At 61.7% G+C, this 13,887-nt stretch carries 13 protein-coding genes; 7 read left to right on the forward strand and 6 right to left on the reverse strand.

Features of this window, described 5'->3' with window-relative positions:
* The first annotated feature begins 5 nt into the window (after nucleotides 1–5).
* The gene (locus M5B42_RS26015) at nucleotides 6–1,244 is read left to right on the forward strand and encodes a divalent metal cation transporter (RefSeq protein ID WP_248747431.1); all 1,239 of its coding nucleotides are present in this window, start codon (nucleotides 6–8) and stop codon (nucleotides 1,242–1,244) included.
* A gap of 25 nt (nucleotides 1,245–1,269) precedes the next feature.
* On the forward strand, nucleotides 1,270–2,541 hold the full coding sequence (locus M5B42_RS26020; protein ID WP_248747432.1) for a TerC family protein: 1,272 nt from the start codon (nucleotides 1,270–1,272) through the stop codon (nucleotides 2,539–2,541).
* Nucleotides 2,542–2,553: 12 nt separating this feature from the next.
* Here M5B42_RS26020 and M5B42_RS26025 read toward each other — a convergent pair whose 3' ends face one another.
* Nucleotides 2,554–3,441 (reverse strand): LysR family transcriptional regulator, encoded by an 888-nt coding sequence (locus M5B42_RS26025; protein WP_103497184.1) that lies wholly within the window; start codon nucleotides 3,439–3,441, stop codon nucleotides 2,554–2,556.
* A 137-nt stretch (nucleotides 3,442–3,578) separates the two neighbouring features.
* Between M5B42_RS26025 and M5B42_RS26030 the strand changes: the two genes are divergently transcribed.
* Together M5B42_RS26030 and M5B42_RS26035 are read left to right on the forward strand one after the other, a co-directional pair.
* On the forward strand, nucleotides 3,579–5,228 hold the full coding sequence (locus M5B42_RS26030; RefSeq protein ID WP_248747433.1) for a GMC family oxidoreductase N-terminal domain-containing protein: 1,650 nt from the start codon (nucleotides 3,579–3,581) through the stop codon (nucleotides 5,226–5,228).
* Between the two features lie 101 nt (nucleotides 5,229–5,329).
* The gene (locus M5B42_RS26035) at nucleotides 5,330–6,952 is read left to right on the forward strand and encodes an MFS transporter (protein ID WP_103497186.1); all 1,623 of its coding nucleotides are present in this window, start codon (nucleotides 5,330–5,332) and stop codon (nucleotides 6,950–6,952) included.
* Nucleotides 6,953–7,286: 334 nt separating this feature from the next.
* On the opposite strand, the gene M5B42_RS26040 is transcribed toward M5B42_RS26035, so the two are convergent.
* The 4 genes from M5B42_RS26040 to glyQ are packed head-to-tail and all read right to left on the reverse strand — an operon-like array spanning nucleotide 7,287 to nucleotide 11,686.
* The gene (locus M5B42_RS26040; protein WP_248747434.1) at nucleotides 7,287–8,081 is read right to left on the reverse strand and encodes a lysophospholipid acyltransferase family protein; all 795 of its coding nucleotides are present in this window, start codon (nucleotides 8,079–8,081) and stop codon (nucleotides 7,287–7,289) included.
* A 57-nt stretch (nucleotides 8,082–8,138) separates the two neighbouring features.
* Nucleotides 8,139–8,672, reverse strand: coding sequence for a D-glycero-beta-D-manno-heptose 1,7-bisphosphate 7-phosphatase (gmhB, locus tag M5B42_RS26045; RefSeq protein WP_152736566.1), 534 nt, complete (start codon nucleotides 8,670–8,672; stop codon nucleotides 8,139–8,141).
* A gap of 9 nt (nucleotides 8,673–8,681) precedes the next feature.
* Nucleotides 8,682–10,736: a glycine--tRNA ligase subunit beta gene (glyS, locus tag M5B42_RS26050; protein ID WP_248747435.1), complete on the reverse strand. Its 2,055-nt coding sequence runs from the start codon at nucleotides 10,734–10,736 to the stop codon at nucleotides 8,682–8,684.
* Nucleotides 10,733–11,686 (reverse strand): glycine--tRNA ligase subunit alpha, encoded by a 954-nt coding sequence (gene glyQ, locus M5B42_RS26055; RefSeq protein WP_053253611.1) that lies wholly within the window; start codon nucleotides 11,684–11,686, stop codon nucleotides 10,733–10,735. The genes glyS and glyQ overlap by 4 nt, the downstream gene beginning before the upstream one ends.
* 81 nt (nucleotides 11,687–11,767) lie before the next feature.
* On the opposite strand from glyQ, the gene M5B42_RS26060 reads away from it, so the two are divergent.
* The 3 genes from M5B42_RS26060 (at nucleotide 11,768) to M5B42_RS26070 (ending at nucleotide 13,577) form a co-directional block, all read left to right on the forward strand.
* Nucleotides 11,768–12,331, forward strand: coding sequence for a DNA-3-methyladenine glycosylase I (locus tag M5B42_RS26060; protein ID WP_248747436.1), 564 nt, complete (start codon nucleotides 11,768–11,770; stop codon nucleotides 12,329–12,331).
* A 38-nt stretch (nucleotides 12,332–12,369) separates the two neighbouring features.
* Nucleotides 12,370–13,257 carry a lysophospholipid acyltransferase gene (locus M5B42_RS26065; protein ID WP_177103960.1) on the forward strand — a complete coding sequence of 296 codons (888 nt, stop codon included), beginning with the start codon at nucleotides 12,370–12,372 and terminating at the stop codon, nucleotides 13,255–13,257.
* Between the two features lie 74 nt (nucleotides 13,258–13,331).
* The gene (locus M5B42_RS26070) at nucleotides 13,332–13,577 is read left to right on the forward strand and encodes a PilZ domain-containing protein (RefSeq protein WP_100939945.1); all 246 of its coding nucleotides are present in this window, start codon (nucleotides 13,332–13,334) and stop codon (nucleotides 13,575–13,577) included.
* Here M5B42_RS26070 and M5B42_RS26075 read toward each other — a convergent pair.
* Nucleotides 13,564–13,887 carry a hypothetical protein gene (locus M5B42_RS26075; RefSeq protein WP_103497192.1) on the reverse strand — a complete coding sequence of 108 codons (324 nt, stop codon included), beginning with the start codon at nucleotides 13,885–13,887 and terminating at the stop codon, nucleotides 13,564–13,566. The two genes, M5B42_RS26070 and M5B42_RS26075, sit on opposite strands and share 14 nt — an antisense overlap.

The raw sequence follows: 13,887 nt of genomic DNA on the forward strand, positions 1-13,887 counted from the left end.
ACATGATGCCAAGCATTTCAATCCGCTCGAGCCGGCTGCGCCTGATGGCCGCCGCCGTCGGTCCGGGGCTGGTGGTGATGCTGGCGGACACCGAGGCCGGCAGCGTGATCACCGCCGCGCAGAGCGGTGCGCAATGGGGCTATCGGCTGCTGTTGCTGCAGTTCCTCATTATTCCGTTGCTGTATACCGCCCAGGAACTCTCGATCCGCCTGGGGCTGGGAACGGGCAAGGGCTTCGGTGAACTGGTGCGCCTGCGGTTTGGTCGTGGCATTGCGTTGTTGTCCCTGGCAACGCTGGTGCTCAGTTGTTTCGGTGCCCTGGTCACCGAATTGAGCGGACTGGCCGGGGTCGGCGAGCTGTTCGGCGTACCGCTATGGGAAACCATCGGCGTGTTGGTGGTGCTGATTTTCGCGATGGTCTGTACCGGCTCCTACCAGGGTGTCGAACGTATTGCGATTTGCCTGGGCCTGTTCGGCGTGGCCTTTATCGCCGTGGCCTGGAACGCTCACCCTGACCCTCGGCAAATCGCGGCGCAGTGGTACCAGATGCCATTTCACGACAGTTCCTACCTTTACCTGGTGGCCGCCAACCTGGGTACCAGCGTCATGCCGTGGACGGTGTTCTACCAACAGTCGGCGCTGATCGACAAAGGCCTGGGCGCCCGGCACCTGAAAGCGGCGCGCATCGAAACCTTTCTCGGCGCGACCCTCTGCCAGATTCTCACGGCTGCCGTGGTGATTGCCGCGGCGGCGTGTTTCAACCGCTCCGACGCGTCCTTCACCTTGACCAGCGTGCCGCAACTGGCCGATGCCTTTACCGCTTCCCTGGGCCAGACAGTCGGGCGCGGGGTTTTTGCGATGGGGCTGGCCGGGGGCGCGCTGGTGGCCACCATCGTGGTTTGCCTGACCGTGGCCTGGGGCGTCGGCGAGGCCACTGGCCGACGGCATTCCCTGGAGCAGCGTCCCGCCGACGCCCCCTGGTTCTACGCGGCATTCGGTGCCATGTTGCTGGGGGCCGGGGTGCTGGTGGGTTCCGGGGTCAATCTGGTCGAACTGTCGATCTTCACCGGGGTGGTCAACGCATTGTTGCTGCCGGCGGTACTCGGCCTGCTCTATTGGCTGGCCCGTACGCAGTTGGCCGGTGCGTTCAGGTTACGGGGTTGGTATGCGCGGGTGGTGGGCCTGGTATTCGGATTTGCCTCCCTCGCAGGTCTGTTCTGTGGTGTAGGAGGTTTTTTGAATTGATGACGATGGTTGCGGGAGCGGCAAGATGATCGGCTTGGATACCGGTATGCAGGGGATCAACCTGACGTTGCAGGTGTTCCTGCTCGACCTGCTGCTGAGCGGCGATAACGCCGTGGTCATCGCCCTGGCCTGCCGCCACCTGCCGGCCCGGCAGATGCGCCAGGCGCTGTTCGCCGGGATGGGCGTGGCGGTCGGGTTGCGGATCCTGTTCACCTCGGTGATCAGCCTGTTGCTCAAGGTGCCTTGCCTGAAACTGGCAGGCATGGTCGCGCTGGTAGTCATTGCCATCAAGTTGTTGGTGGGGGAAGAAGACGCCGAACACTTGCCGCAGCGTCCGGGGTCGACACTCTGGTCGGTGGTCGGGCTTATCGTCTTTGCCGACCTGACCATGAGCCTGGACAATGTGGTGGCCCTGGCCGCCGTCGCCCAGGACAACATCGGGATTCTGGTGCTGGGGTTGCTGCTGAGCATCCCGATGTTGATGTACGGCAGTTTATTTGTGACCGGGTTGTTCAAGCGTTATCCCTGGTTGATCCCGGCGGGCGGCGCCTTGTTGGGCTGGGTGGCCGGGGATATCGGCATGTCCGACCCGCTGATCGCCGATTGGGTGGCGACCCAGGCACCGGGCCTGGTGCTGGCGATGCCGCTGGCCTGTGCGATTTTTGTGTTGGTGGAGAGCCGGATCATCCAGCGCAACCTGCGTTTGCTGCCCAGGCCCGAGCCGGTTTTGCGCCATGCCCCCATGGATGAGCCTGTGCTCGCCGAACCGTTGGCGGCCAGTGTGGCTCGGGTGGTCGCGACGGCAGAGGATATCCCCGGGGTTCGTGAACCCATGGCCGCCGAGTTACTCCCTCCCGAGGTGCCTTTGCCGCCTGTGGATAACTCTCCTGTCGAGCCTTTGCCAGGCGAATCCAGCCGCAAGCGCCGATGGTACTGGGCCGGGGCGTTGGCGGCGGTTCCGCTGCTGGCGTATATCGGTTATGCGGTGATCTATGTCGGCATCATCAACAGCGGCTATATGCCGACGCCCAGGCTGTTGAGCAGCTACGAGTGCCCAGGCTTGAACGGGCCGTTTGTCTTCTTCTACCAGCATGGCAAGGACACCGTACGTATCCACAGCAGCGCTGGTTCGCTCGACGGCGCACTGATCAAGGGCCGGCTGGAGTGGATCAACGCGACCCGGGCCTCTTCGATGCTCGGCTTTACGCCGCCCCAGGAAATCACCAATGATGATGCCACCTCCATTCGCATCAATGGGGGGAGCTTTTCGCAAATGGAGTGTTTCAAGAAAAGCTGAGGGTCGATATTTTCACGGTGCCAGCAACACACCCTGCTCACTCGCACACAACGCCAGCAGAAAATCCCACACCACCCGCAAGCGCACGGACTTATGCAATTCCCGTCGGGTGCTGATCCAGTAGCTGCGCTGGATGGTCTCCTCCGGGAGCACGCGCACCAGCTGCGGGTCGCCCTTGGCCATGTAGTTGGGCAGCACCGCAATGCCCAGCCCGGCCCGCGCCGCCTGTTGCTGGGCTATGACGCTGGTGCTGCGAAAAATCACATTCGGTGTGCGGCAGAAGTTGTTGAGGAACAGCAGCTCCTCGCTGAACAGCAGGTCGTCGACATAGCCGATCCAGTTGTGCTGCGACAGATCATCCCGGTGCTGCAAGGCCGGCGCCCGGGCGAGGTAGTCCGGGCTGGCATACAGCGCCAGACGATAGTCGGTCAGTTTGCGAGTGATCAACAGGTCGGCATTCGGTCGGTCAAGGTGGATGCTGATTTCCGCCTCGCGGTTGAGGATGCTGACGAAACGCGGCACTGCCACCAGTTCCACTTCCAGTCCCGGATAACGTTCGTACAGGCTGCCCATGCGCGGGGTGAGAAACATGATGCCGATCCCTTCGGTCACCCCCAGGCGAATCTTGCCCAGGGGCGCGATGGCCTGGGTGATTTCCTCCTGGGCCAGCAAGGCAACGTTTTCCATGGCCTCGGCATGCTTGAGCAAGGCCTGGCCCGAGGGCGTCAGTTCGTAGCCCTGGGCATGCTGGACAAACAGCGCGGTGCCCAGGCTCTGCTCGATGGTTTCGATATGCCGGGCCACGGTGCTGTGGGTGGTGTTCAGTCGCTTGGCCGCGGTCAGCAGACGTCCGCTGCGCTGCAGCTCGAGAAAAAAACGCAGGTCGTTCCAGTCGAACATGGGGCTTCCTTGTGAATCATGGGGTTCACGGCCTTGCTTGAAAACGCACAGTACTTGCGCAAAAATGAAGGTTTTCATCTCGAAACTAATCAATAACATGAAGGGAGACAAGAACAATAAAAAAGGCGAGGTTGCCTATGTCATCCGCCCACCTGCCCTATGACTACGTGATAGTCGGTGCCGGGCCCGCTGGCTGTGTGCTGGCCAATCGGCTGTCCGCCGACCCGCAGAAAAATGTCCTGCTGCTCGAAGCCGGCGGCCAGGATAACTACCCCTGGATTCATGTGCCGGTGGGGTATCTCTACTGCATCGGCAATCCCCGTACCGACTGGTGCTTCAAGACCGAAGCGCAACCCGGCCTGCAAGGCCGCAGCCTCGGCTACCCGCGTGGCAAGGTGCTGGGCGGCAGCTCGTCCATCAACGGCATGATCTATATGCGTGGCCAGGCCGGCGACTATGATAGCTGGGCCGCGCAAGGCAATCCGGGCTGGGCCTGGAACGATGTCCTGCCGTTGTTCAAGCGCAGCGAAAACCATTTTGGCGGTGCCAGCGAATTCCACAGCGACCAGGGCGAGTGGCGGGTCGAACAGCAGCGCTATTCCTGGCCGATCCTCGATGCCTTCCGCGATGCCGCCGCGGAAAACGGCATTGCCAGCGTCAGCGATTTCAACGCGGGCGATAATCAGGGCTGTGGATACTTTCAGGTCAACCAGCGTTCCGGTGTGCGCTGGAACTCGTCGAAAGCGTTTCTGCGGCCAATCCTCAAGCGTCCCAACCTGACGATCCTGACCGGTGTCCAGGTTGACCGGGTGAACCTGGAAAACGGCCGCGCCAGCGCCGTCGTCGCACGCTGGCAGGGTGAGGAACATGTGTTCAATGTTCGGCGCGAGATTGTCCTGTGCGCCGGTTCGGTCGGTTCTCCCGGCATTCTCCAGCGTTCGGGCATCGGCCCGCGGCCCTTGCTGGAAAACCTCGGCATCGCAGTGCGCCACGAACTGCCGGGGGTCGGCGGCAATCTGCAGGATCATCTGCAACTGCGCCTGATCTACAAACTCAGCAATGCCCGCACCCTCAATCAGGTCGCCAATAGCCTGTGGGGCAAAGTCGGCATGGGCCTGCGTTATCTCTACGACCGCAGTGGTCCGTTGGCCATGGCTCCCAGCCAGTTGGGGGCGTTCGTGAAGTCCTCGCCGGAGCGGGCCTCGGCCAATTTGCAGTACCACGTGCAGCCCTTGTCGCTGGAGCGCTTCGGCGAACCGCTGCATCGGTTCCCGGCCTTCACCGCTTCGGTATGCAACCTGCGCCCCTTGAGCCGGGGGCGGATCGATATTCGTTCGGTTGATCCCGATGTGGCGCCCTTGATCGATCCGAATTACCTGAGCGATCCCGAGGATCTGAAAGTCGCGGCCGAGGCGATCCGGCTGACCCGGCGCATTGTCGACTCCCCTGCCCTGCGGCGCTTCAAACCCGAGGAATACCTGCCCGGGGCGGCGCTGCAAACCGAAGAACAGTTGCATGAGGCGGCCGCGCGGATCGGTACGACGATCTTTCACCCGGTGGGCACCTGCCGGATGGGCAATGGCGCACTGGATGTGGTGGATGCCCGGCTGCGGGTGCACGGCGTGTCGGGGTTGCGGGTTGCCGATGCGTCGATCATGCCGAATATCGTCTCCGGCAATACCTGTTCGCCGACGGTGATGATTGCCGAGAAGGCGGCGCAGATGATTCTGGCGGATGTCTCGGCCATTTCTGATATTCAAGCAGCGCAGATCCCGGCGGGCACCTAGCATCCATACAGCAAAAAGCGGATTCCGGTGGCGGTCAGCCGGAATCCACAGTGGAACAACAACAATAATCACTGTGGCCCCCAGGGCCGAGGACATGGCAAATGTCGGACTACATCGAGCAACAGCCCGTGCGCGTTATCGCGAACACCGGCCGGGAAGAACGAAAGATCATTTTTGCGTCATCCCTCGGGACGGTTTTCGAGTGGTATGACTTTTTTCTCTATGGCGCCCTGGCGGCGGTGATCAGCAAGCAGTTCTTTGCAGGGGTCAACGACACCACGGCGTTTATCTTCGCCCTCATGGCCTTTGCCGCGGGCTTCCTGGTCCGGCCTTTCGGTGCCCTGGTATTCGGGCGCCTGGGGGATATGATCGGGCGCAAATACACCTTCCTCATGACCATCATCCTGATGGGCCTTTCCACCTTTGCCGTCGGCCTGTTGCCGACCTACACCAGCATCGGTATCGCCGCGCCGATCATCCTGGTCCTGCTGCGCATGCTCCAGGGCCTGGCGCTCGGCGGTGAATACGGCGGCGCCGCGACTTACGTGGCCGAGCACGCACCGACCGGCAAACGCGGTTCGTATACCGGCTGGATTCAATCCACCGCGACCCTGGGCCTGCTGCTGTCCCTGCTGGTGGTACTCGCCAGCCGTTATATCAGTGGCGATCAGTTCGAAGTCTGGGGCTGGCGCCTGCCGTTCCTGCTGTCGATCTTCCTGCTGGCGATTTCCACCTGGATCCGCCTGAGCATGCACGAGTCGCCGGCCTTCGTGAAAATGAAGGCCCAGGGCAAGGTCAGCCGCTCGCCGATCCGTGAATCCTTCGGCTCCTGGCAGAATCTGAAGATCGTCCTGACCGCCCTCTTCAGCATCAACGCCGGGCAGGCGGTGACCTTCTACACCGCGCAGTTCTACGTGCTGTTCTTCATGACCCAGATGCTCAAGATGGACCCGACCCAGGCCAATACCCTGCTGATCATCAGCGTGGTGATCGGTGCGCCGTTCTTTGTGCTGTTCGGCTGGCTGTCGGACAAGATCGGTCGCAAGCCGATCCTGATGTTCGGCCTGTTGCTGGCGACCGTGTGTTATTTCCCGCTGTTCAAAGCCTTGAGCCATTACGCCAATCCGCAGATCGACGCGGCCAGCCGCCAGGCACCGATCGTGGTGCTGGCCGATCCGGCGAGCTGCACCTTCCAGTTCGACCCGGTGGGCAAGGCGCGTTTCGACAGCCCGTGCGACAAGGTCAAGACCTTCCTGGTCAAGCAGGGCTTGCCCTACAGCTCGCAAGCCGCGGCACCGGGGACGAATGTGATGGTCTCGGTGGGAGAACAGAAGATCAGCGGGTACGACGAAGCGGCGATGCGTTCGGCAATCACCACGGCGGGTTATCCGGCCAAGGCCGATAGCGCGTCAGTGAATGAGCCGATGGTGGTGCTGCTGATCGTCTTGCTGATTCTGATTGCCACCATGACCTATGGCCCGCTGGCGGCGGTGATGGTCGAGCTGTTCCCGACGCGCATCCGCTACACCTCCATGTCGCTGCCCTACCATATCGGCAACGGCTGGTTCGGCGGGTTCCTGCCCACGGTGTCCTTTGCGCTGGTGGTCTACACCGGGGATATCTTCTATGGCCTGTGGTACCCGGTGCTGGTCACCGGAGTCAGCCTGGTGGTGGGGTTGTTCTGCCTGAAGGAAACCAAGGGCGTGGATCTGGACAAGGTCTGAGGTTGCCGACGACTTTGCAGACACCACGAAACCTGTAGGAGCAGGGCTTGCCCGCGAAGCTTTTAGCGTCCTTGCGGGCCCCTTCGCTGGCAAGTCAGGCTCCTACAGGGTTGTGGCGATCTCAAAGGCCTCTTCGTCGCTAATCGAGCGTCGAGCGGTGGACCCTATTTCAGTTTGAAAAACCGGCATCAAAGCCGGTTTTTTTATCGCCCGAAAAAACTTATGCACGATTTACAGCAGAAAGTCATACAGAGAAATAAGCAATAAAATCATATGCTTACATCGTATTTCTGAAAGAAATCAAAATCTTGTGCACAAGTTATCCACAATCCCATCAAATGGCGACAGGCGTCTCTACCACCGGCGCCGGCGGCAATGAGCCCATGTCCCGCTGCGCCTGCTCGTTCCAGGCCTGGACCCGGTCATTGAGCTCGGCAATCGCCCGTGGCCCGCTGCCCTCGGCCATCATCGGCTTGCCGATCACCACCGTGATGGTGCCGGGTTTCTTCAGCCAGCCGGTCTTCGGCCAGAACTTGCCGGCGTTGTGGGCAATCGGCAGTACCGGCAGATCGGCGTTTACCGCCAGTGCCGTACCGCCCCGGGAGAACTTGCCGACCGTTCCGAACGGCACACGCGTGCCTTCCGGGAAGATCAGCACCCAGACATTGTCCTTGAGCAACTCGTCGCCCTTTTTCGCCACATGCTTGAGCGCTGCCTTCGGGTTGTCCCGGTCAATGGCGATCGGCCGCAGCATGGCCATGGCCCAGCCGAAGAACGGCACATACAGCAACTCACGCTTGAGCACCTGGCTCAATGGCGAGAAATAGGCCGAGAGGAAGAAGGTTTCCCAGGTGCTCTGGTGATTCGACAGAATCACGCAAGGGCGCTCGGGCACATTCTCCGCCCCTTTGATATCGACCGTGATGCCGAGGAAGACCTTGGTCAGCCACAGGGCACAACGGCACCAGTACACATTGATAAAGCGATAACGTGCCTTGAACGGCAGGAACGGCGCGATAAAAAAGCTCAGGGAGCACCACAACAGCGAACTGGTGCCCAGCAGCAGGTAAAAGAAAAAGGTTCTGATGGCCTGCAGGATCGACATAGCGGCATTTACCGTTGCGGGCATTGCCCGCCTATAAAAAGCGCTTCCCGAACAGTCCTTGGTCAGGAGGTCAGAAGAGCTTCAGTTGTGGATAAGTTCTGCGGCAACCGCCGCCAGATCGTCAAAAACCAGGGTGCCCACCGGCAGGGTTTTACCCAGTGTCTTTTCGCCTTTACCGGTTTTTACCAAAACAGGCTGACAGTCGACGGCCCGCGCCGCCTCCAAGTCACCGAGGGTGTCGCCGACAAACCATAGACTAGCCAACGACACCCCGTAATGCTCGGCGATGGTACGCAACATGCCGGGCTTGGGTTTGCGACAGGCGCAACCCTCATCCGGCCCGTGCGGGCAATACACCACCAGCCCGAGTTCACCCCCCTGTTGCGCCACCAACGAACGCAGGCGCTCGTGCATGGCTTCCAGGGTGGCAATGTCGTAGTAGCCGCGAGCAATGCCGGACTGGTTGGTGGCCACCGCCACCGTCCAGCCGGCCCTGCTCAACTGCGCAATGGCTTCGATCGCGCCGGGGAGCGGAATCCATTCCTCCACCGACTTGATGTAGGCGTCGGAGTCCTGGTTGATCACCCCGTCCCGATCGAGAATCAGCAGCTTCAAGACGCGCCCTCAGCCCAGCAGCGAAATATCGGCGACACCCAGGAACAGGCCTCGCAGACGCGCCAGCAGCGCATAACGGTTGGCGCGGACCTTGGCGTCCTCGGCATTGACCATCACCGCTTCGAAGAACGCATCCACCGGCTCGCGCAGGGCGGCCAGGCGTGCCAGGGATTCGTTGTACTGACGCGCCGCGGCCATCGGCTGGACCGCCTGGTCCGCCTGTTGGATCGCCGCGTACAGCGAGAACTCGTTGGCGTTGTCGAAGTACTTGGCTTCCACGGTGCTCGGGATGCTGCCTTCGGCCTTGCTCAGCAGGTTCGATACACGCTTGTTCACCGCTGCCAGGGCCGCCGCTTCCGGCAACTGGCGGAATTTCTGCACGGCTTGCACGCGTTGGTCGAAGTCCAGCGCCGAACCCGGCTTGAGGGCACGCACCGACAGGTAGGTCGCCACGTCCACGCCTTCGTCTTCGTAACGGGCACGCAGACGGTCGAAGATGAACTCCAGCACCAGATCGGCCAGGCCGGCGGCCTTGACCCGGGCACCGAAGGCCTTGACCGCGAATTCCACAGTCTCGATCAGGTCGAGGTCCAGCTTCTTGTCGATCAGGATGCGCAGCACGCCGAGGGCGGCGCGACGCAGGGCATAGGGGTCCTTGCTACCGGTGGGCAGCATGCCGATGCCGAAGATCCCGACCAGGGTGTCGAGCTTGTCGGCAATCGCCACTGCCGCACCGGTCAGGGTGCCCGGCAGTTCGGCACCGGCACCGCGCGGCATGTACTGTTCGTTCAGGGCCAGGGCCACGTCTTGCGGCTCGCCGTCATTGAGGGCGTAGTAGTAACCGGCGACACCTTGCATCTCCGGGAACTCGCCGACCATCTCGGTGGCCAGGTCGCATTTCGACAGCAGGCCGGCACGGGCCGCGCGCTGGGCGTCGCCGCCGATACGTGGGGCGATGAAAGCGGCCAGCTTGGAGACACGTTCGGCCTTGTCGTAGACGCTGCCCAGTTTTTCCTGGAACACCACGTTCTGCAGACGCAGGTTGAACTGCTCGAGCTTCTGCTTCTTGTCCTGCTTGAAGAAGAACTCGGCGTCGGTCAGGCGCGGGCGAACGACTTTCTCGTTACCGGCGATGATCTGTTGCGGGTCCTTGCTCTCGATGTTGGCGACGGTGATAAAGCGCGGCAGCAGCTTGCCGTCGACGTCCAGCAGGCAGAAGTACTTCTGGTTGTCCTGCATGGTGGTGATCAGGGCTTCTTGCGGCACGTCGAGGAAACGTTCCTCGAAGGAGCACACCAGCGGCACCGGCCATTCGACCAGGGCGCTGACTTCGTCGAGCAGGTCCGCCGGCATGATCGCCGTGCCTTCCTGCTGGGTCGCCAGCTCGGTGGTGCGTTGGCTGATCAGCTCGCGACGCTCGCTGGCGTCAGCCAGCACATAGGCGGCGCGCAGGTCGCTCAGGTAGTTGGCCGGCGAGGTGATGCGCACGCTTTGCGGGTGATGGAAGCGGTGACCACGGGAGTCGCGACCGGCTTTCTGGGCGAGGATGGTGCAGTCGATGACCTGGTCACCGAGCAGCATTACCAGCCATTGGGTCGGACGCACGAACTCTTCCTTGCGCGCGGCCCAGCGCATGCGCTTGGGAATCGGCAGGTCGTTCAGCGAATCCTCGACGATGGTCGGCAGCAGGCTGGCGGTCGGCTTGCCCTGGATGCTCTGGGTGTAGCGCAGCTTCGGCCCGCTCTGGTCGATTTCGCTCAGTTCCACGCCGCATTTCTTGGCAAAACCCAGGGCGGCCTGGGTCGGGTTGCCTTCGGCGTCGAAGGCGGCCTGGCGTGGCGGCCCGTCGAGGTTGATGCTGCGGTCCGGCTGCTGGGTTTGCAGCTGGGTCAGCAGTACCGCCAGGCGGCGTGGCGCGGCATAGACCTGCTTGCTTTCGAAGCTCAGGCCGGCGCTTTGCAGGCCCTTTTCGATACCGGCGAGAAAGGCCTCGGCCAGGGTATTGAGGGCCTTGGGTGGCAGCTCTTCCGTGCCCAGTTCAACCAGAAAATCTTGAGCACTCATTGTGCTGCCTCCAACTTAGCCAACACTTCGTCACGCAAATCCGGGGTCGCCATCGGGAAGCCCAGTTTGGCCCGGGCCATCAGGTAGGCCTGGGCCACGGAACGGGCCAGGGTACGGACCCGCAGGATGTACTGCTGACGCGCGGTGACCGAGATCGCCCGGCGTGCATCCAGCAGGTTGAAGGTGTGCGAGGCCTTGAGGACCATTTCATAGCTCGGCAACGGCAGCGGCTGGTCCAGCTCGATCAGGCGCTTGGCTTCGCTTTCATAGAAATCGAACAGTTCGAACAGCTTCTCGACGTTGGCGTGTTCGAAGTTGTAGGTCGACTGCTCCACTTCGTTCTGGTGGAACACGTCGCCATAGGTCACCTTGCCGAACGGGCCGTCGGCCCAGACCAGGTCGTAGACCGAATCGACGCCCTGCAGGTACATCGCCAGGCGCTCCAGACCGTAGGTGATCTCGCCGGTGACCGGGTAGCACTCGATGCCGCCGGCCTGCTGGAAGTAGGTGAACTGGGTGACTTCCATGCCGTTGAGCCAGACTTCCCAGCCCAGGCCCCAGGCGCCGAGGGTCGGCGATTCCCAGTTGTCCTCGACGAAACGGATGTCGTGCACCAGCGGGTCGAGGCCCACGTGCTTGAGCGAGCCCAGGTACAGTTCCTGGAAGTTGTCCGGGTTCGGCTTGAGGACCACCTGGAACTGGTAGTAATGCTGCAAGCGGTTCGGGTTTTCGCCGTAGCGGCCGTCAGTCGGGCGGCGGCTGGGCTGTACGTAGGCGGCGTTCCAGGTTTCCGGGCCGATGGCGCGCAGGAACGTGGCGGTATGAAAGGTGCCGGCGCCTACTTCCATATCGTAGGGCTGAAGTACCACACAACCTTGCTCGGCCCAGTATTGCTGGAGGGCGAGGATCAAGTCTTGGAAGGTACGCACGGCTGGCGTAGGCTGGCTCACGAAATTCACCTGTTACTTGGGCTGCGATTCAAAAGGCGGGAGTATACCCGATTCGGCCACGCGCACGCCCCCTGGAGCCTTATGCCACGCTGCTTTTGGTGCAACGACGATCCTTTGTACATGGCCTATCACGATCAGGAGTGGGGCGTGCCGCTGCACGATGGGCAGCGTCTGTTCGAGTTGCTTTTGCTCGAAGGGTTCCAGGCCGGTTTGTCGTGGATCACCATCCTGAAGAAACGCGAGCACTATCGGAAGGTGCTGTTCGGTTTCGATGTGCACAAAGTCGCGGCCATGGGCGACGCCGATATCGAGCAACTGATGCTCGATCCCGGAATTATCCGTAATCGCTTGAAACTCAATGCCGCGCGGCGCAATGCGCAGGTCTGGCTGACGCTGGAGGACCCGGTGGCGCTGCTCTGGTCCTTTGTCGGCGGGGTGCAGAAGATCAATCATTTCCAGGTGCGCGGCGAGGTCCCGGCCGTCACGCCCGAGGCCGAGGCCATGAGCAAGGCGATGAAGAAACTCGGCTTCAAATTTGTCGGCCCGACCATCTGCTACGCCTTCATGCAGGCGTCGGGCATGGTCATGGACCACACCACCGATTGTGATCGCTACGCCACATTGGCCACGCCACGGTTACAATAGCCGGCTGATAACAAGCTCGATCACGACAGGAGTGGCCTGTGGACAAGTTTAAAGGCGCCATGCTGGTGGGGGCGTTGCGGTTGTTTGCCCTGCTGCCCTGGTGCGCTGTGCAACGGGTGGGTGCGGCCATCGGCTGGCTGATGTGGAAGCTGCCCAACCGTTCCCGGGACGTGGTGCGGATCAACCTGGCGAAATGTTTCCCGGAGCTCGACCCGGTGGCCCGCGAGCAGTTGGTCGGTCGCAGCCTGATGGGTATCGGCAAGTCCTTTACCGAAAGCGCTTGTGCCTGGATCTGGCCGGCCCATCGCTCGATGGAGCGGGTCCGTGAAGTCGAAGGCCTGGACATCCTCAAGGAGGCCCTGGCCTCGGGCAAGGGCGTGGTCGGCATCACCAGCCACCTGGGCAACTGGGAAGTGCTCAATCACTTCTATTGCAGCCAGTGCAAGCCGATCATTTTCTACCGTCCGCCCAAGCTCAAGGCGGTGGACGAACTGTTGCGCAAGCAGCGGGTGCAGTTGGGCAACCGGGTGGCCGCCTCCACCAAGGAAGGCATCCTCAGTGTGATCAAGGAAGTGCGCAAAGGTGGTGCGGTGGGCATCCCCGCTGACCCGGAACCGGCCGAATCCGCCGGGGTATTCGTGCCTTTCCTTGGCACCACGGCGCTGACCAGCAAGTTCGTGCCCAATATGCTCGCCGGCGGCAAGGCGGTGGGGGTGTTCCTCCACGCGCTGCGCCTGCCCGACGGTTCGGGTTTCAAGGTGATCCTCGAAGCTGCGCCCGAAGCCATGTACAGCACCGATACAGAGACCTCCGTGGCCGCCATGAGCCAGGTGGTGGCGCGTTATGTGCGGGCTTATCCGGACCAGTACATGTGGAGCATGAAGCGCTTTCGCCGACGTCCGGCGGGTGAGAAGCGCTGGTATTGAAACAGGATTGGCATGATCTGTGGATAAGTCAGCGACGGGGATTTATCCACAGATGTATTTTCAGGACGCAGTAGATGTCCAATAACAAGAATTCTCTACGCATCAAGATCCAACACCCCAGCATCGGCGAGTGCCTGGGGCACACGCGCAATCTATCCAGTAAAGGTGTGTATGTGACGCACCCGAGCTTGTCGCGCCTGACCACCGGCGCGGTGGTCTATGGCCAGGTGCAGGGTCTGCCCGCGGTGGCGCCGCGGATTCGGATGGAAGTGGTCCGGGTCGACGCCGACGGCATCGGCCTGCGCTTTATTGATCTTTGAGCGCGGCTTTTTCGAGCTTTTTCAGAAACACCGTCATTTCCTTTTCCGCCTGCTTGTCGCCATGGGCGCGGGCAGCTTCCAGTCCCTGTTCCCACGCTTCTCTGGCGGCGGCATTGTCGCCCGCGGCCTGATGCGCCTTGCCCAGCAGTTTCCAGGCGGCGGAGTATTTCGGGTCGAAACCGACACAGCGTTGCAGGTGTTCGGCGGCCTTGGTGTTTTCCCCGAGGTCCAGGTAACCCTTGCCGAGGCCGAAGCGCAGCAGTGAGTTATCCACACCCTTGGCGAGCATTTTTTCCAGTGATTCGAGCAT

This window comes from Pseudomonas sp. MWU12-2037 (genome assembly GCF_023242345.1).
GTDB classification, from domain to species: domain Bacteria; phylum Pseudomonadota; class Gammaproteobacteria; order Pseudomonadales; family Pseudomonadaceae; genus Aquipseudomonas; species Aquipseudomonas gingeri_D.

What these genes read in the sequence shown, in the direction of transcription:
- M5B42_RS26060 (WP_248747436.1), top strand. Translation starts at nt 11,768, where the DNA reads ATGCCACGCTGCTTTTGGTGCAACGACGATCCTTTGTACATGGCCTAT.
- M5B42_RS26040 (WP_248747434.1), bottom strand. Translation starts at nt 8,081, where the DNA reads ATGCCCGCAACGGTAAATGCCGCTATGTCGATCCTGCAGGCCATCAGA.
- M5B42_RS26020 (WP_248747432.1), top strand. Translation starts at nt 1,270, where the DNA reads ATGATCGGCTTGGATACCGGTATGCAGGGGATCAACCTGACGTTGCAG.
- M5B42_RS26030 (WP_248747433.1), top strand. Translation starts at nt 3,579, where the DNA reads ATGTCATCCGCCCACCTGCCCTATGACTACGTGATAGTCGGTGCCGGG.
- M5B42_RS26070 (WP_100939945.1), top strand. Translation starts at nt 13,332, where the DNA reads ATGTCCAATAACAAGAATTCTCTACGCATCAAGATCCAACACCCCAGC.
- glyS (WP_248747435.1), bottom strand. Translation starts at nt 10,736, where the DNA reads ATGAGTGCTCAAGATTTTCTGGTTGAACTGGGCACGGAAGAGCTGCCA.
- M5B42_RS26015 (WP_248747431.1), top strand. Translation starts at nt 6, where the DNA reads ATGCCAAGCATTTCAATCCGCTCGAGCCGGCTGCGCCTGATGGCCGCC.
- M5B42_RS26025 (WP_103497184.1), bottom strand. Translation starts at nt 3,441, where the DNA reads ATGTTCGACTGGAACGACCTGCGTTTTTTTCTCGAGCTGCAGCGCAGC.
- M5B42_RS26075 (WP_103497192.1), bottom strand. Translation starts at nt 13,887, where the DNA reads ATGCTCGAATCACTGGAAAAAATGCTCGCCAAGGGTGTGGATAACTCA.
- M5B42_RS26035 (WP_103497186.1), top strand. Translation starts at nt 5,330, where the DNA reads ATGTCGGACTACATCGAGCAACAGCCCGTGCGCGTTATCGCGAACACC.